This window comes from Janthinobacterium sp. AD80, assembly GCF_002878455.1.
Lineage (GTDB): Bacteria > Pseudomonadota > Gammaproteobacteria > Burkholderiales > Burkholderiaceae_D > Janthinobacterium.
This window is the reverse complement of the sequence record NZ_NRDQ01000085.1, coordinates 23519-41989: the sequence shown is the minus strand read 5'-3', so window position 1 is coordinate 41989 and position 18471 is coordinate 23519. Positions and strand designations below refer to the sequence as shown.

Here is an 18471-nt window from a genome sequence, read left to right as displayed (position 1 = left end):
ATGCCGCCCCTGCCAGCCAGCCCCGCCGTTCCCATGCCCGGCCCGCCGCGGCCGGTCGGTTCCTGCGACCTGGGTGGTTGCCGCGACGCGGCAGGCGCGCGCTACAACGGCGCCGGCAATGCCACCCTGGACGCCAATGGCCGCATCTGCCACCGCAACGGCGCCTTTATCCAATGTTTCTGATCCACGTCTAACGCCAGCCGGCGTTTCTTCGTCAAGGTAGGGCGCAAGCCGGCGTGCAGCCAGGCTTGCGTGACGGCGCGCGCCCGGCCGCGCCGGCAACAGGAGGGTGCCGCGCTTGGCCATCGTTTATTTAATTGTTTATTTATATAGATCATGAGACAATAAAAATGTCTATTTTATAATTCTCACTCCAAGTCCCTTCCCGATACCTGAAATGAACCTTGCCCGTCTTCGTCTGCTGCTAGCACTGTTGTCCTGCTGTGCTCTTGCCTTGTTTGCCTGGGGTTTCCTGGCCGGTGATGCGCTGGTGACGCAGGCCTACCAGGGCCGTTCGTGGTCGCCGCTGAACCAGCTGCTGGCGCATGCGGACCGGCATCCGCTGGGCTTTTATATCGCCAAGCTGCAGGCGCTCCTCAGCCTGTGCCTGATCCTGTGGGCCAGTTTTACCCTGACGGCCGCGCTGGTGCTGTACCGCTTGCGGCGCCCGGTGGCCGAGCGCAGCGACTGGCTCGACCATGCGATGTTCGTCCTGTACGCGGCCGTGTTCGGCTACATCCTCATGCATTTCGGTGTGCAGCGCAGCTGGTACGTGATCGACAAGATCATGGCTTACCAGGGTACGCCGCCGTTCCAGCACCGTGTGATGTTCATTTTTCCGGCGCAAGTGCTGCAATACGCGATGCCGCAGCTGGGCGCCATCCAGAGTTTCCTGTGGTCGCAGGTGCTGGCCGTGGTGCTGATGCTGTGGTCGGTTCGCCGCTTTGCCACCCTGTTCATCCGCCGCGACCTGGCCTTCATCGGGCAGTTCATCGTGCTGTGCATGTGGGCGCCCACCCTCAACTACTACACCTTCTACGATATCGGCATCATCTTCGTGTATTCCTTCTGCCTGTATCACCTGATGCGCCGCGAGCTGGTGCCCTACCTGGCGATGCTGGTGGCAGGCACGTTCAACCATGAAATCACCCTGTTCCTGATCGTCGCCAGCGCCGTGGTGTTTCTCGGCCGCATGAGCTTGCGCTCGCTGGCCGCCTTCCTGCTGCTGCAAATGGCCTTGTACGCCACGGTGCGCATGCTGATGTTTTCGCTGCTGCCCGCCCACCAGGCGTGGGAGGGCGGCAAGCTGGCCTTCAATTTGAATTTGCTGCTGCACGATACGCGCGGCCTGGTGTACAGCCTGGCGCCATTGCTGCTGTGGTATGCGCTGGCCGCGACCGGCTGGCGCCACGCGCCGTCCTCCCTGCGCCGCTGCGCCCTGATCCTGCCATGCCTGGTCGCCATGACGGCGCTGGTGGGGCAGTTCAACGAGGCGCGCCAGTTCGATGCCTTCATTCCAGTGGCCATGGCACTGATGCTGTGCTCCCTGAGTGCCCGCATGGGCGCGCTGGCCGCCCCCGTGCCGGCCAACGAGGATAGCGTCTGGATTTCCCACCGTTTCCTGAAAATGTCGCCCGAAAGGTAAGCATGGCTGAATACATGATGCGCGAGCCGGCGGCCGTGCCGCTGGTGGTGGACCTCGACGGCACCCTGATCCATTCGGATCTGCTGTGGGAATCGATATTGATCTTCATCAAGGTGCGCTTTTTGCAGCTGTGGCGCCTGCCATTCTGGCTGTTGCGCGGCAAGGCGGGCTTCAAGGAAAAAATCGCCTCCATGGTCGAGCTCGATCCAGCCGCCTTGCCATACGATAAGATCTTGCTGGCCGAACTGATGCTGCAGCGGGCGCAGGGCCGGCTGATCGTGCTGGCGACGGGCTCGCAGCGCCGTTTCGCCGACCTCGTCGCCGGCCACCTGGGCTTGTTCGGCAAAGTGCTGGCGACGGAAGGCGGCATCAACCTGACGTCGCACAACAAGGCGGCGCAGCTGAAAGATGCGTTTGGCAACAAGGGCTTTGACTACATCGGCAACGCCAGCGTCGATATCGCCGTCTGGAATGCCAGCAATGACGCGTTTTCCGTCACGCGCAAGCCTTTCCGCCTGGCCGGCGGCCTCATTACGCAGTCGGCCGGCACCCCGCGCACGGGCTGGTGGGCGCCCCTGCTCAAGGCGATGCGGCCCCGTCAGTGGCTGAAAAACCTGCTGGTCTTCGTGCCCATGCTGGCCGGCCACGCGCTGAACCTGGACGCATTCGTGCAGGCACTGGTGGCGTTTGCCGCTTTTTCCCTGTGCGCATCGAGCGCCTACCTGCTCAACGACGCGCTCGACGCCGCCGACGACCGCCGCCATCCCGTCAAGTGCCACCGGCCGATCGCCTCGGGCAAGCTGCCGCTGCCCGTCGCCATGCTGGCCAGTCCGCTGCTGGCCCTCGCCGCGCTGGCCCTGTGCGCCGTGTTCGACCCCTTGCTGCTGCTGGTTGTGGTCGTGTATTTCATCACCACGCTGGCCTATTCGATCCAGCTCAAGCGCATGCTGATGGTCGACATCGTCACCCTGGCCATGCTGTACACCTTGCGCATCCTGGGCGGCAGCGCGGCCACGCATATCGAGCCGTCGTTCTGGCTGCTGGCGTTTTCCTTCTTCATTTTCCTCAGCCTCGCCTTGCTCAAGCGCTACAGCGAACTGTTCAATCTTGAACGGCAGGGCAAGGAAAAGACCAACGGGCGCAACTACACGACGGCGGACAAGGCGCCGATCGGCATCATGGGCGTCAACAGCGGTTTCATTTCGCTGCTGGTGTTCATGCTGTACTTCAATTCCGAAAACGTGCTGGTGCTGTACACGCGTCCGTATTTCTTGCTGGGCATCGTGCCGCTGCTGGTGTTCTGGCTGGGACGCCTGTGGACCTTGTCGTTCCGCGGCGAAGTCAATGAAGATCCGGTGTTGTATGTCAGCAAAGATGCCGTCAGTTTATGCATCATTGCCGCCAGCATGCTGCTGGCCGTCGGCGCCAGCCTGTAGACTGGCGCTCCCTTACCCGAATCGAGACAGCGTATGAATTCAGTGCACGCAGGCTATCTGTGGTGCGCGCTGGCCGCCGTCGCCAGCGCCGCCGCCACATTCCTGATCAAAATGTCCAGCCAGTATGGTAGCGGCCTGAGCCTGGTGCGCCTGCTGTGGCTGGGCGGCGCCGGCGGCGCGTATGCGCTGGGCTTTGTCTGCTATGCGGTGGCGCTGGAAAAATTGCAGATGAGCCTGGCTTACCCCGTGATGACGGCCATCACCATGCTGCTGGTGGCGCTGCTCGGCTGCCTCGCCCTACAAGAAGGCCTGAGCCTGTCCAAGATCGCCGGCATCGTGCTGATCACGGCCGGCGCCTTTGTCCTGTCGCGCCCGGCCTGAGCGGTCCGCGCCCCAGCTTTTGATCTGCCCGGCAAAAGTGGCTACAATTGACCCAAGGCTTACGTTTACGTAAACGTAAGCGCAACTGTGGCATCATGCGACATTCATTCCGCGCCGGGCACACGGCCATCACCATTCAGGAGACTTCATGCAGATTCAGGACAATGTATTCATCATCACGGGCGGCGCATCGGGCCTGGGCGCGGCCACGGCGCGCATGCTGACGGCGGCGGGCGGCAAGGTCGTGCTGGCCGACGTGCAGACCGGGGCGGGCCAGGCGCTGGCAGCCGAGCTCAATGGCGTGTTCGTCCAGTGCGACGTGACGTCCGAGGAAGATGGCCTGGCCGTGGTCGCTGCAGCGACGAAACTGGGCACCCTGCGCGGCCTGGTGAACTGCGCCGGCGTGGCGCCTGCCGTGAAAACCGTGGGCAAGGATGGCCCGCATCCGCTGGCGCTGTTCCAGAAAGTCGTCAACATCAACCTGGTGGGCACTTTTAACATGTGCCGCCTGGCGGCCGACGCCATGGCCAAGCAGGACGCAACGGCCGAAGGCGAGCGCGGCATCATCGTCAACACGGCCTCCGTGGCCGCGTATGACGGCCAGATCGGCCAGGCCGCGTATGCCTCGTCGAAGGCGGCCGTGGTGGGCCTGACCCTGCCGATGGCGCGCGACCTGTCGCGCAACGGCATCCGCGTGATGACCGTGGCGCCCGGTATTTTCGAAACCCCGATGCTGCTGGGCATGCCGGCTGAAGTACAGGATGCGCTGGGCAAGATGGTGCCGTTCCCGTCGCGCCTGGGCAAGCCCGGCGAATACGCGCAACTGGTGAAAGCCATCGTCGAAAACGTCATGCTCAATGGCGAGACCATCCGCCTGGACGGCGCCATCCGCATGCAGCCAAAGTAAGCGCGCGAAATAAGCCGGCTTGATCCGAAAGCAGACCCCGGCACTTTTGCTGCGGGGGAAAAAGGCAGGAGCCCGGACTTGCCAGATCTCGTGCCATTCGCACTGTCTTCGGCCACGCGCCTGGCCCTGTACATTGCCAGGCACGCTTATGGCGGCAGCGCCGTTTCGGGCATTTGATGTAGGATACCCCCGTATGGGGCGTACGGCCTTGCTCGGCTGTGCGCCCTTTTTTTATCGGAGAATCCATGATCACATTGAAGCCGCTGGCGCTGAGCCTGACCTTGCTGGGAGCCCTGGCTGCCATTCCCGCCACCTTCGCCTTTGCCGAAGTGCCGCAAAAGGCGCCGGAAATCGCCACCGCGTATGCGGAAAAAACGGGCTGGGCGGCGCACAAATTCATGGTTGCCGCCGCCAATCCGCTGGCCGCCGATGCCGGCTACCAGATGCTGAAAAAGGGCGGCAGCGCCATCGACGCGGCCATCGCCACGCAGCTGGTGCTGACCCTGGTCGAGCCGCAATCGTCGGGCATCGGCGGCGGCGCCTTCTTGCTGTACTCCACCGCCAAGGGCGTACAGGCGTTCGACGGACGCGAAACGGCGCCGGCCGCCGCCGACGAACACCTGTTCCAGAATGCCGACGGCAGCCCCGTCTCGCGCGCCACGGGCGTGGTGGGCGGGCGCTCCGTGGGCGCGCCGGGCGTGCTGCGCATGCTTGAACTGGCGCACAAGGAACACGGCAAGCTGCCGTGGGCGACTTTGTTCGGCCCCGCCATCAAGCTGGCGCACGGCGGCTTTCCCGTCAGCCAGCGCCTCAATGGCCTGCTGAACTGGGACCAGGCCCTGAAGCGCGACCCTGTCGCCGCCGCGTATTTCTATGACAAAGACGGCAAGGCCTGGCCCGTCGGCCACGTGCTGAAAAACCCGCAGCTGGCGCGCACCCTGCGCGAAATCGCCCGTGGCGGCGCCGATGCCTTTTACAACGGCCGCATCGCGCGCGACATCGCCGCCAAGGTGGCTGCGCATCCGAGCAATCCGGGCAAGCTGACGGCGCAGGATATCGCCGGCTACAAGGCCAAGGTGCGCGTACCCGTGTGCAGCGACTACAAGGCCTGGACCGTGTGTGGCATGCCGCCGCCATCGTCGGGCGGCATCGCCATCGCGCAGATGCTGGGCATCCTGGAAGTGAAGGATATCGGCCCGTACGCGCCCGTCGACGGCGTGCTCGATGCGCAGGCGATTCACCTGTTCTCGGAAGCGGGGCGCCTGGCCTATGCGGACCGCAACCGCTACGTGGCCGACACGGACTTCGTGCCGCTGCCCGGCAATGGCGTCGCCTCCCTGCTCGATAAAACCTATCTGGCGCAGCGCGCTTCCCTGATCGGCGACAAATCCATGGGCCGCGCCTTGCCCGGCACGCCGCCCGGCATGCAGGTGGCGTGGGGCATGGACAACGCGCTGCAGCGCCCGTCGACGTCGCACCTGGTAGCGGTGGACGCCTTTGGTGGCGGCCTGTCGATGACCACCAGCGTGGAAGACGCGTTCGGTTCGCGCCAGATGGTCGACGGCTTCCTGCTGAATAACCAGCTGACGGATTTCTCGTTCGATTCGCGCGATGCCGATGGCCCGATCGCCAACCGGGTCGAGGCGGGCAAGCGTCCGCGCAGCGCCATGTCGCCCACCCTGGTATTTGAAAAGGGCACGCACAAGCTGGTGCTGGCGACGGGATCGCCAGGCGGCTCGTCCATCATCAATTATGTCGCCAAGGTGCTGGTCGGCACCATGGACTGGGGCTTGAACGTGCAGCAGGCCATCAGCCTGCCGAACTTCGGCAGCCGCAATGGTCCGACGGAACTGGAAAAGGGCCGCGCGCCGGCCGCCCAGGTCGAGGCGCTGCAAGCCATGGGCCATGAAGTGCGCGTCATCGAGCAGAACTCGGGCTTGCAGGGCATCATGCGCCTGAACGCGCATGGCCAGGATTTCTGGTTCGGGGGCGCGGATCCACGGCGTGAGGGCATGGTCAGGGGTGATTAGGGGGACACCGGACCAAACCTGCTGCGCGTCGGTATAGGCGGCCTGCGATGCTCACCGTACTGGAGTACGGTTGCGCTTCCTGGCCACCTCTCCCTTCCGCTCGCTACGGTTTTGTCCGGCGCCGTGCTGCCAACAATAGACCTGCAGGAACTGGCGTCTACCTTTCAAACTTTTCCACAAAGCATGTAAGTAATCCTTAATAAATTTTTATTATTTCTAGCTTCCATAAGCGGCGCGCTACGGCGTTGCTCACCGCTAGCAGTGCTTGCAGTGCGTCGCGGCGGGCGCCTTGTATCACATGCGCTTCGGTTCGCTATAAATTAGTAAAAATTTCCCAAGGGTTACTTGACCCTGCTAATCTGCCGGCATGGGAATGCAAAATAAAACAGGCTTGATACTCACGGGAGGGGGCGCCCGGGCCGCCTACCAGGTGGGTGTGCTGCAGGCGATTTCGGCGATTCTGTGGGAAGCGGGCTGGGCGCCGGCGCGCAATCCCTTCGACATCATCTGCGGTACTTCGGCCGGCGCCATCAACGCCACGGCGCTGGCCTGCCGTGCCGACAACTTCGGCGAAGGCGTGCAAAAACTGCTCGACGTATGGCAGCACATCGAAGTCGAGCAAGTCTACCGCGCCGATTCGCTGGGCGTGCTGCGCTCGGGCGCGCGCTGGCTGTCCCTGCTGTCGTTCGGCTGGCTGCTGCGCCAGTGGCACGCGTCGCCGCCCAACTCCCTGCTCGACAATACCCCGCTGGTCAGCCTGCTGCACCGCATGCTCGACCTGCCGCGCCTGGACGCGGCGCTGGCCGACGGCCTGCTGCATGCGCTGGCTGTCACGGCATCCTCGTATTCGGGCAGCCGCCACATGACGTTTTACCAGACGGCCGAGGACATCGCGCCGTGGGTGCGCACGCAACGCCTGGCCTTGCCGGACCAGATCGGCGTCGAGCACTTGCTGGCATCGGCGGCCATTCCCTTCATTTTCCCAGCCGTGCCCCTGTACGTGGGCGGCCAGCGCGAATACTGCGGCGACGGCTCGATGCGCCAGCTGGCGCCGATTTCACCGGCCATCCACCTGGGCGCGAACAAGGTGCTGGTGGTGGGCGCCGGCCGCATGACGGAACCGGCGCCGGGCGCGGCCGAATCGGCACGCTACCCGAGCCTGGCGCAGATCGCCGGCCATGCGCTGTCGTCGATCTTCCTCGACGGACTGGCCGTCGATATCGAACGCCTGAACCGCATTAACCTGACCCTGTCGATGCTGCCGCCCGAATTGCTGGGCAAGACGGCCCTGCGTCCGGTGGAGCTGCTGGTCATCGCGCCGTCCGAGCGGCTCGACGCCATCGCCAGCCGGCATATCGGCAGTTTGCCCCGTCCCATCCGCACCATGTTGTCGGGTATCGGCGCGGCCGAAGCGCGCGGCGCGGCGCTGGCATCGTATTTATTGTTTGAATCGACGTATACTAACGAGCTGATCCGTCTTGGACAGCGCGATACGCAGGCCCGCAAGGACGATGTACTGGCGTTTTTTGGTTCTTGAGACGGCCCCCGGACGCTTTGCCCGGAAATTTCGCGTTTTTTTGACAGGACGATTGTGCTGGTATTCCGACGTGCTTGCGATGTGGTGTTGTTATTCAGTCTGCTATTCAGTGGCTGGGCATGGGCGGCGCCTGCGCCCACCCTGCGTTTCGACCAGCTCAGCGTCGAGCACGGACTGGCGCAGGAATCCGTGCTGGCCATCGCCCAGGACCGGCAAGGCTATATGTGGTTCGGCAGCCAGTCCGGCCTGAGCCGCTACGACGGCTACCGCATGGTCGTCTACAAGAATATCGAAGGCGACAAGACCAGCCTGGCCGACAACTGGGTCGGCGAACTGCACGTCGATAGCCAGGGCCGGCTGTGGATCGGCACCGACAATGGCCTCGACCGTTTCGACGCCGCCACCCAGACTTTCATTCACTATGCGCCAGCCGAAAAGAGCAAGCGCGGCAATGGCAACCGGCATATTCATGCCATCCTTGACGATGGCGCGCGCGGTTTCTGGATCGCCACCTCGGACGGCTTGCAGCATTTCGATCCCGCCACGGGCCTCTTCCGCACCTGGCACCATGAAGAGGGCAATCCGCACAGCCTGGGCGACAACGAGATCAAGGCGCTGGCGCTGGACGCGCAAAAACGCCTGTGGATCGGCACCGTGACGGGGCTGGACATGCTGGCGCCTGGCAGCGAGCGTTTCGAGCACTATGCCGTCGACGCGGTGCCCGGCTCGAAGTACAACGTCATCCAGTCGCTGCTGGTCGACCGCCAGCAAAACCTGTGGATCGGCACCATGGCCGGCGCCGAGCGCTGGCGCCTGGGCGAGGCCGGCAAGCCGCCGCAGTCGCGCCTGCGCCTCAGCGAGCAGCAGGGCTTTGCCGCCATCCGCGTGGCCAGCCTGTACCAGGATGTCGACGCCACGGTCTGGCTGGGCAGCAATGCGGACGGCCTGTTCCGCTGGGTGCCCGAGACGGACACCTTCCGCCAGTACCGCCACCAGACGGGCGACAAGTACAGCGTCGCCGACAACCAGCTGTCGTCGCTGTACCGCGACCGCGCCGGCACCTTCTGGGTCGGCTCCTGGTACAACGGCGTGAGCCGGGTCGACCTGGGCAGCGGCGGCTTTTCGCGCATGGTGCGCGCGCCCGGCGACGTGGGCGCGCTGGCCGACAAGAAAGTGCGCGCCGTGGCCGATGCGGGCAACGGCAAGCTGTGGCTGGCCACCAAGGGCGGCCTGAAACTGTATGACACGCGCGACGGCAGCTCGCGGCTGTTCGATTTGCGCAGCGCGCCCGGCATGTCGCGCGACGAGCAGGTCACCACCCTGTACAAGGCGCCGGACGGCGTGCTGTGGGTGGGCGGCTCCACGGGACTGCACCGCTTCGATCCGGCGCTGGGGCGCTTCTTTACCATGCATTTCGCCGCCGGCGATCCGAACAGCGACACCATCCGCAACATCGTGAGCGACCGCAGCGGCATGCTGTGGGTCTCGACGCGCGGCGGCGTGCACCGCTACGACCCGGTGAGCAAGCGCTTCACCACGTTCCGCCACGACCCGGCCGACCCGAACAGCCTGTCCGACAACATGGTGCGGCCCGTGCTGGAAGACCGCAAGGGCCAGCTGTGGATCGGTTCCTTCCATGGGCTGGATTTGCTCGACCGCGCCAGCGGCCAATTCCGCCATTACCGCCACGATCCGCAAAACCCCCATAGCCTCAGCCACGACGAGGTGCATTTCCTGCATGAAGACCAGCGCGGCGTCCTGTGGGTGGGCACGGCGAATGGCTTGAACCGCATGGATGTCGATGCGAAGGGCGAGATCCGCTTCCGCCGCTACCTGCGCAAGGACGGCATGGCCGACGACGCCGTTGCCAGCATCCTGGGCGACGACAACGAACAGCTGTGGCTGAGCACCAACAGCGGCATCACGCGCCTGGACATGCGCAGCGGCTTGTTCCGCAACTACGACAGCGCCGACGGCACGGTGGAAGGCTCCTACTTCGATGGCGCGGCCCTGCGCGCGGCCGACGGCACCATGTATTTCGGCGGCTTCAACGGCATGACGGCGTTCGTGCCGCAGGATATCCACGACAACCGCGTGCCGCCGCTGGTGGCCGTGACGGAACTGCAGATCTTCAACAAGCCGGTGGCCATCGGCCGCGGCGAGTTCGCGCAAGTGCTCAAGACGGCCATCGACCACACGCGCAACCTGACCCTGACCAGCCGCGAAAGCGTGTTTTCGCTGGAATTCGCGGCGCTGCACTTCGCCGCGCCGCAGCGCAACGTCTTCGCCTACCGGCTCGAAGGCTTCGACCAGGACTGGGTCATGACGGATGCGGGGCGGCGCTTTGCCACCTATACCAATCTCGATCCCGGCAACTATGTGTTCCGCGTGAAGGCGGCCAACAAGGACGGCGTGTGGAATGAAAGCGGCACCACGCTGGCCATCACCATCCTGCCGCCGTTCTGGAAAACCTGGTGGTTCCGCACCCTGATGGCGGCGCTGCTGCTGGGCGCCGGCTATGGCATCTACCGCCAGCGCATGCGCATCGTGCGGCAGCAGCAGGCCAAGCTGGAAAAACAGGTCAGCGAACGCACGGCCGAGGTGTCGCAGAAGAACGCCCAGCTGCAGATCAAGGAAATCGAGGTGCTGGCGCAGTCCGATGAACTGGCGCGCGCCAACAGCAGCCTGAAGAAAAACGAGGAAAGCCTGCGCCAGGCCAAGCGCAAGGCCGAGGATGCGACGCGGCAGAAATCGGAATTCCTTGCCAACATGAGCCACGAAATGCGCACGCCGCTGGCCGGCGTGATCGGCATGCTGGGCTTTGCCCTGCGCGACGAACAGCTGCACGATGCCACGCGCGAGCAGATCCTGCGCGGCCAGGCCAATGCCCAGTCGCTGCTGGTGATCATCAACGACTTGCTGGATTTTTCCAAGATCGAGGCGGGCAAGCTGAGTATTGAAAACATCGACTTCGCGCTCGGCGTGACGATGGAAAACGTGGTCAGCCTGTTCGAGGAGCAGGCGGCCGCGCGCAGCATCGACTTTGCCATCGACTTCGCGCCCGACTTGCCGCCTTTCGTCGTGGGCGACCCGACGCGCCTGCGCCAGGTGCTGGTCAACCTGGTCGGCAATGCCTTCAAGTTCACCCAGCGCGGCAGCGTCAGCGTCAGCGTGGAACGGGCCGGCCTGGCCGCCGGCGGTGGCGGGCGCCAGGTCAACCTGATCCGCTTTACCGTCAGCGACAGCGGCATCGGCATCGACGCCGATGCGATGGCGCGCCTGTTCCAGAAATTCGAGCAGGCCGACGCCAGCACCACGCGGCGCTACGGCGGCACGGGCCTGGGCCTGGCCATCTGCCGCCAGCTGGTCGAGCTGATGCATGGCGAGATCGAGGTGGCCAGCACGCCGGGGCAGGGCAGCATCTTCACCTTTACCCTGCCGCTGGCCGACGGCGTGGCGCCGCCGCTGGTGCCGCAGGTGGCGCTGGCGCCGCACAGCCACCAGCTGCGCGTGCTGTGCGCGGAAGACTTCCCGACCAACCAGATCATCATCCGCGTCATGCTGGAGGACCTGGGCCATCGGGTCGACGTGGTGGCCAATGGCATGCTGGCCGTGGCGGCCTGCGTGCACACGCGTTATGACCTGATCCTGATGGATGGACGCATGCCGGAGATGGACGGCGCCACGGCGACGCGATTGATCCGCGTGGGCGGCTGGCCGGATCAGCCGGTGCGCGACCAGGAACTGATGATCGTGGCCCTGACGGCGAATGCCAGCGAAGAAGACCGCAGCCGCTACCTGGGCGTGGGCATGGATGATTTCCTCAGCAAGCCGGTGGACGAGGCGGCGCTGCATGGCTTGCTGGCGCGCGCCATCGAGCGCCAGCTGCAGCGCGGCTTCATGCTGCCGCGCATGCCGTCCAGCGTGCCGCGCAAGGTCTCGCGCGGCCAGGCCGAACTCGATGCCCTGTTTGGCATCGCGCCGGCCGAGCCGGCGCCGGCAGCAGCCCACGCCGGGCGTGGCGGCGATCTGCAGCGGCGTATCCGCGCCGCCTTCGTGGCCGACCTGGAAGGCAGGCTGCAGGAACTCGATGCCGCGCTGGCGGCGCAGGACCAGGACGGCGCCGGGCGTTTGCTGCATGGCTTGAAGGGCAGCGCCGCCTATCTGGACGAGACGGAACTGCACCTGCTGTGCACGGAAATGGAGGAGGCGGCGGATGGTGGGCGCTGGACACAGGTGGCCCTGCACTTGCCGCGCCTGCGCGCCTTGCTGGCGCAAATCGCCGTTTCGGGCACGGAAATGTAAAATATGCAATTTCGCCAGGGGGCAACGCGGCGAAACTGGGTAGAATACGTGCAGACACCCGATAGTGCCGGCAATGGAGACTGGAATGAAAGTACTGGTGGTTGACGATGATGTCGTTTCGCGCATGGTATTGATGCACCTGATCGACAGCTGCGGCGTACACGATATCGTGGAAGCCGAGGATGGCGCGGCTGCCTGGGAACAGCTCGAAGGCGGGCTGCGTCCGGCGCTGTGCTTCTGCGACTTGCGCATGCCGCGCCTGTCGGGCATGGAACTGCTGCAAAAAATCCGCTCCGACAGCGCGCTCGATGCCATGCCGCTGGTGCTGGTGTCGTCGGCCAACGACCAGGACACCGTGCGCGACGCCGTGCAGGCGGGCGCCGCCGGCTACATCGTCAAGCCTTTCCAGCCGGAGCAGGTGCGCCAGCATATCGACGCCTGTTTCGACACTGATGTCCTGCCAGCCGAGGCGCCGCTGGCGACGGTGCAGCGCCTGGCCATCGACCATGAACGCCTGCTGGCCTACCTGACCGGCTTCCAGGGCCAGATCGGCGCCGCCGGCGCGCAGGTGGAGGCCTTGCTGGCAAGCGGCGAACCGGTACAGGCGCGCCAGCAGCTCGAACGCCTGCACCTGGGCTGCCGCACCCTGGGCTTGCATGGGGCGGCCGAAGCGATGGCGGCCCTGCTGCAGGCGGCGGTGCTCGATGGCGCGCAGCTGCCGCTGGTCCTGGCGCTGCTGGCGCGCAGCGCCGCGCAGCAGGCGCACTTGCTGCGCCAGCAGGATGGCGCCGCCGGCTAGCGCATCCCCGCGTTTTCTGCTTGCCGGAAAAATACTTTAGGTTTAAAGTATCTGCTTCCGGGGGCATTGCCATGCGCCCGCCACCAGCCAGGATGAGCATGAGCAGCGACCCTTCGCCTACCACCGCCACGCCCCAGGACGACTTTGCGCGCGCCCACCTGCCGCCACGCGCGCTGTGGCCAGAGCTGTGTTTTGACTTGCCGCAGCTGCGCTATCCGCCGCGCCTGAACTGCGTCGCCGCGCTGCTCGATGCGGCCGTCGCCGGCGGTGGCGGCGCGCGCATCGCCATCCACGCGGACGGCCAGCGCTGGAGCTACGCCCGGCTGCAGCAGCAGGTGGACCGCATCGCCCATGTGCTGCGGGCCGACCTGGGCCTGATCCCCGGCAATCGCGTGCTGCTGCGCGGCGCGAACACGCCGATGATGGCCGCCTGCCTGCTGGCCGTGCTGAAGGCCGGCTGCATCGCCGTGCCCACCATGCCGCTGCTGCGCGCGCGCGAACTGTCCACCATCCTGGCCAAGGCCGAAGTGAACGCCGTGCTGTGCGCGCAGGGCTTGCGCGGCGAACTCGATGCCGTGCCTGGCCTGCCGCCCATGCTGTGTTTTGGCGGCGACGGCGCGGAACTGGAGCGGCGCATGGCGGCCCATGCCGCGCCATTCACGGCGCACGACACGGCGGCCGACGACGTCTGCCTGATCAGTTTTACGTCGGGCACGACGGGCGTTCCCAAAGGCACCATGCACATGCACCGCGACCTGCTGGCCATCTGCGACTGTTTTCCCCGTTCCATGCTGCAGGTGCGCCCCGACGATATCTTCATCGGCACGCCGCCGCTGGCGTTTACCTTCGGCCTGGGCGGCTTGCTGCTGTTCCCCTTGCGCTTCGGCGCGTCCGCCGTGCTGCTGGAAAAGCTCACGCCGGAAAGCCTGCTGCGCGCCATCGATACCTACGCCGCCAGCATCTGCTTCACGGCGCCGACCTTTTACCGCCAGATGGCGCCGCTGGCCGCGCAGCACGATTTGCGCAGCCTGCGCCTGTCCGTGTCGGCCGGCGAAGCGCTGCCGCTGGCCACGCGCGACGCCTGGCAGGCGGCCACCGGCCTGGCCATGACAGACGGCATCGGCGCCACCGAAATGCTGCACATTTTCATTGCCGCCACGGGCGAGGGCATCCGCCGCGGCGCCATCGGCAAGGCCATACCCGGCTACCAGGCCTGCATCGTCGATGACGCGGGCGAACCGCAGCGGCCCGGCGTGACGGGCCGCCTGGCCGTGAAAGGCCCCACCGGCTGCCGCTACCTGGCCGACCCGCGCCAGGGCGACTACGTCGTCAATGGCTGGAATCTGACGGGCGACACCTTCGAGATGGATGCCGACGGCTATTTCTATTACCGCTCGCGCAGCGACGACATGATCGTCTCGGCCGGCTACAACATCGCCGGCCCGGAAGTGGAAGAGGCGCTGCTGCGCCATCCGGCCGTGGCCGAATGCGGCGTGGTCGGGCGCGCCGATGCGGAGCGCGGCCAGATCGTCGAGGCGCACGTGGTGCTCAAGGATGGCCAGACGGCCAGCGACGCGCTGGCGGCCGAACTGCAGGACTTCGTGCGTCAGCAGATCGCACCCTACAAATATCCGCGCGCCATCCGCTTCCTGCCGGCCCTGCCGCGCACGGAGACGGGCAAGCTGCAGCGTTTCAAACTCCGCACGGACACCCCATGAATATAGTCTGCATCGGCGGCGGTCCCGCCGGCCTGTATTTCAGCCTGCTCATGAAAAAGCAGCACCCGGATCACCGCATCACCGTCATCGAACGCAACCGCCCCTACGACACATTTGGCTGGGGCGTGGTGTTTTCCGACCAGACCCTGGGCAACCTGGCGAATGCCGACGAGCCAACGGCGCGCGCCATCCTGCAGGCGTTCAACCACTGGGACGATATCGAGATCCGCTTCAAGGGCCAGACCGTACGCTCTGGCGGCCATGGTTTTTGCGGCATCGGCCGCAAGCGCCTGCTCAACATCCTGCAGGCGCGCTGCGAGGAACTTGGCGTGGAACTTGTCTTCGAGACGGAAGTGCAGGACGACCAGGCCATCGCGCGCCAGTACGGCGCCGACCTGGTGATCGCCAGCGATGGCTTGAACAGCCGTATCCGCACGCGCTATGCGGCCAGCTACCAGCCCGAGGTCGAGCAGCGCCATTGCCGCTTCGTCTGGCTGGGCACGCGCAAGAAATTCGAGGCGTTTACGTTTGCCTTCCGCCAGACGCCATTCGGCTGGTTCCAGGCGCATATCTACCAGTATGACGGCGACACTTCGACCTTCATCGTCGAAACGCCCGAACACGTGTGGCGCGCGGCGGGGCTGGACGCCATGAGCCAGGAAGAGGGCATCGCCTTTTGCGAGGCGCTGTTCGCCGAGGAACTCGATGGCCAGGGTTTGCTGAGCAATTCGCCGCACTTGCGCGGCTCGGCCCAGTGGATCACCTTCCCGCGCATCGTCTGCCGCCAGTGGGTGCATGTGCACGACGGCGTGCCTGTCGTGCTGATGGGCGACGCGGCGCACACGGCGCACTACTCGATCGGCTCGGGCACCAAGCTGGCGCTGGAAGACGCGATCGAACTGGCGCGCTGCTTCGGCCAGCATGCGGCGGTTGGTGCGGCGCTGGCCGCCTACCAGCAGGCGCGCGCCGTCGAGGTGCTGAAAATCCAGAGCGCGGCGCGCAATTCCATGGAATGGTTTGAAAACGTCGAGCGCTACAGCGCCATGGAAGCGCCGCAGTTTGCCTATTCCATGCTCACGCGCAGCCAGCGCATCTCGCATGAAAACCTGCGCCTGCGCGACCACGCCTATGTGGCCGACTATGAGAACTGGCTGGCGCGGCGCGCCGCCGAACAGGCTGGCGTGGCGGCGCCGGACGGTCCCTTGCCGCCCATGTTCACGCCGTTCAAATTACGCGGCGTGCTGCTGAAGAACCGCATCGCCGTCTCGCCGATGGCGCAGTACAGCGCCGTCGATGGCGTGGCCGGCGACTACCATTTGATGCACCTGGGCGCCCGCGCCATGGGCGGCGCGGGCCTGGTGTTTGCCGAAATGACGTGCGTGTCGGCCGAGGCGCGCATCACGCCCGCCTGCCCCGGCATGTACAGCGAGGCGCACACGCAGGCGTGGCGGCGCATCGTCGATTTCGTGCACGCCAACAGCGACGCGAAGATCGCCCTGCAGCTGGGCCACGCGGGGGCGAAAGGCTCGACGCGCCCGATGTGGGACGGCATCGACCTGCCTTTGAAGGACGGCAACTGGCCGCTGGTCTCGGCCTCGGAGCAGCAGTATTTGCCGGGCGTGTCGCAGACCGCGCGCGCGGCGACCGACAGCGACCTGGCGCGCATCGAGCAGGACTTCGTGCGCGCCACCCTGGCCGCCGCCGTCGCCGGTTTCGACTGGCTGGAACTGCATTGCGCACATGGCTATCTGCTGTCGAGTTTTATCTCGCCGCTGACCAACCGCCGCACCGACGAATTCGGCGGCAGCCTGGAAAACCGCTGCCGTTATCCGCTGCGCGTGTTGCGCGCCATGCGCGCGGCCTGGCCGCAGGATAAACCCATGAGCGTGCGCATTTCGGCGCATGACTGGGTCGAAGGCGGCATCACGCCCGACGACGCCGTCGTCATCGCGCGCCTGTTCAAGCAGGCCGGCGCGGACCTGATCGACTGCTCCTCGGGCCAGGTCAGCAAGCTGGAACAGCCCGTGTACGGACGCATGTTCCAGGCGCCGTTCGCCGACCGCGTGCGCAACGAGGCGGGCATCGCCAGCATGGCTGTCGGTTCCATTTTCGAGGCCGACCACGCCAACAGCATCATCGCCGCCGGGCGCGCCGACCTGTGCGCCGTGGGCCGGCCGCACCTGGCCAACCCGGCCTGGACCCTGACGGAAGCGGCGCGTATCGGCTATGCCGGCGCTGGCGCGGCCTGGCCCAAACAATACCGGCCGGGCCAGCAGCAGCTCGAGCGCAATCTGCAGCGCGAACGCCAGCTGGCCGCCGCCAGCACGGGGCTGACCCCGCAACAGGTGGCCGCGCGGCTGCTGGAAGGATGAGATGAAGACGCAAGAATTAATCGACAGGCATGCGCTGGTGACGGGCGCCGGCAGCGGCATCGGCCTGGCCTGCGCGCGCACCTTGCTGGGCGCTGGCGCCCGGGTCACCCTGGCCGGGCGCGATGCTGCGCGCTTGGCGCGCACGCGCATCGCCCTGGAAGAGGCGGGCCACGCGGGCAGGGTCGCCATCTGCGTGCTCGACGTGGCCGTGGAAGCGTCCGTGCAGGCCGGTTTCGCGCAGGCCGCCGTGCATTTCGGCCGCATCGATATTCTCGTCAATAACGCGGGACAGGCGCATGCGGCGCCGTTTGGCAAGACGGATGCGGCCATCTGGCAGCAGATGCTGGGCGTGAACCTGACGGGGGTGTTTCACTGCTGCCAGGCGGCCATGCCGGGCATGCTGGAAGCAGGCTGGGGGCGCATCGTCAACGTGGCCTCGACGGCCGGCTTGAAAGGTTACCGCTATGTCAGCGCGTATGTCGCCGCCAAGCATGGCGTGATCGGCCTGACGCGCGCATTGGCGCTGGAAGTGGCGCCGCGCGGCGTCACCGTCAATGCCGTCTGCCCCGGCTATACGGAAACGGAAATGGTGGCGCAGGCCGTGCAGAATATCGTGCGCAAGACGGGGCGCGGCGAAGACGCGGCGCGCGCGGAACTGGCCGCCGCCAATCCGCAGCAGCGGCTGGTGCAGCCGCAGGAAGTGGCCGATGCGGTGGCGTGGCTCTGCCTGCCCGCGTCGGCCGCCATGAATGGACAATCGATCGCCGTCGCCGGCGGCGAAGTCATGTAGCTAACTGAATCAGGTAACGACGGAAAATCATGGATAAAGACAGCGCGGATGCGCAGGAAGAACCGGTGCTGGACCTGGCCAGCCGGCTCACGCAAGACCATCACCAGTCGCTCAAGCTGTGGCTGCGCATGCTTTCGTGCACCGTTAAAATTGAAAACGAGGTGCGCACGCGCCTGCGCGCCAGCTTTGGCATCACCTTGCCGCGCTTCGATCTGATGGCGCAGCTCGAGCGCTTTCCCGACGGCTTGCGCATGGGCGAACTGTCCCGCCGCATGATGGTCACGGGCGGCAATATCACGGGCATCACCGACCAGCTGGAGCAGGAAAAGCTGGTGGTGCGCGTGGTCGACCCGAAGGACCGCCGCTCGTACAGCGTCAAGCTGACCGCGGCCGGGCGGCGCGCGTTCGACGAGATGGCCAAGGTGCACGAGGGCTGGATCGCGGAACTGCTGCAAGGCGTGACGCCGGACGACAAGACGCAATTGATCGAGCTGCTGTCGCAGATGAAACAGCACTTGAATGAACACGATCGTGACACCATCGATAAATAA

12 protein-coding genes and 1 pseudogene are annotated in these 18471 nt (G+C 65.7%); all 13 read left to right on the top strand.

All coding sequences use genetic code 11. The annotated features are described in order from the left end of the window. Positions 1-183, top strand: a pseudogene (locus JaAD80_RS30745) (hypothetical protein); the annotation flags it as partial. Positions 184-454: 271 nt separating this feature from the next. Further along, complete coding sequence (locus tag JaAD80_RS17350) at positions 455-1645, top strand: hypothetical protein (RefSeq protein ID WP_102295820.1); 1191 nt, start codon at positions 455-457, stop codon at positions 1643-1645. A gap of 2 nt (positions 1646-1647) precedes the next feature. After that, entirely contained in the window at positions 1648-3081 is a 1434-nt protein-coding gene (locus JaAD80_RS17345) for a UbiA family prenyltransferase (protein WP_102295818.1), read from the top strand. A 33-nt stretch (positions 3082-3114) separates the two neighbouring features. Continuing rightward, positions 3115-3462 carry an SMR family transporter gene (locus tag JaAD80_RS17340; RefSeq protein WP_102295817.1) on the top strand — a complete coding sequence of 116 codons (348 nt, stop codon included), beginning with the start codon at positions 3115-3117 and terminating at the stop codon, positions 3460-3462. A 148-nt stretch (positions 3463-3610) separates the two neighbouring features. Then, complete coding sequence (locus JaAD80_RS17335; RefSeq protein ID WP_102295815.1) at positions 3611-4369, top strand: 3-hydroxyacyl-CoA dehydrogenase; 759 nt, start codon at positions 3611-3613, stop codon at positions 4367-4369. 245 nt (positions 4370-4614) lie between these two features. Next, positions 4615-6399: a gamma-glutamyltransferase gene (ggt, locus tag JaAD80_RS17330; RefSeq protein ID WP_102295813.1), complete on the top strand. Its 1785-nt coding sequence runs from the start codon at positions 4615-4617 to the stop codon at positions 6397-6399. Positions 6400-6766: 367 nt separating this feature from the next. Next, entirely contained in the window at positions 6767-7936 is a 1170-nt protein-coding gene (locus JaAD80_RS17325) for a patatin-like phospholipase family protein (RefSeq protein WP_092798452.1), read from the top strand. Positions 7937-8020: 84 nt separating this feature from the next. After that, entirely contained in the window at positions 8021-12241 is a 4221-nt protein-coding gene (locus JaAD80_RS17320; protein WP_258003051.1) for a two-component regulator propeller domain-containing protein, read from the top strand. A gap of 85 nt (positions 12242-12326) precedes the next feature. Further along, positions 12327-13040: a response regulator gene (locus JaAD80_RS17315; RefSeq protein WP_102295810.1), complete on the top strand. Its 714-nt coding sequence runs from the start codon at positions 12327-12329 to the stop codon at positions 13038-13040. Between the two features lie 98 nt (positions 13041-13138). Continuing rightward, positions 13139-14758, top strand: coding sequence for an AMP-binding protein (locus JaAD80_RS17310; RefSeq protein ID WP_102295830.1), 1620 nt, complete (start codon positions 13139-13141; stop codon positions 14756-14758). Next, positions 14755-17130 (top strand): bifunctional salicylyl-CoA 5-hydroxylase/oxidoreductase, encoded by a 2376-nt coding sequence (locus JaAD80_RS17305; RefSeq protein ID WP_102295808.1) that lies wholly within the window; start codon positions 14755-14757, stop codon positions 17128-17130. Before JaAD80_RS17310 ends, JaAD80_RS17305 begins: the two co-directional genes overlap by 4 nt. Before the next feature lies 1 nt (position 17131). After that, positions 17132-17920, top strand: coding sequence for an SDR family NAD(P)-dependent oxidoreductase (locus tag JaAD80_RS17300; protein ID WP_102295807.1), 789 nt, complete (start codon positions 17132-17134; stop codon positions 17918-17920). Between the two features lie 29 nt (positions 17921-17949). Continuing rightward, on the top strand, positions 17950-18471 hold the full coding sequence (locus tag JaAD80_RS17295; protein WP_102295805.1) for a MarR family winged helix-turn-helix transcriptional regulator: 522 nt from the start codon (positions 17950-17952) through the stop codon (positions 18469-18471).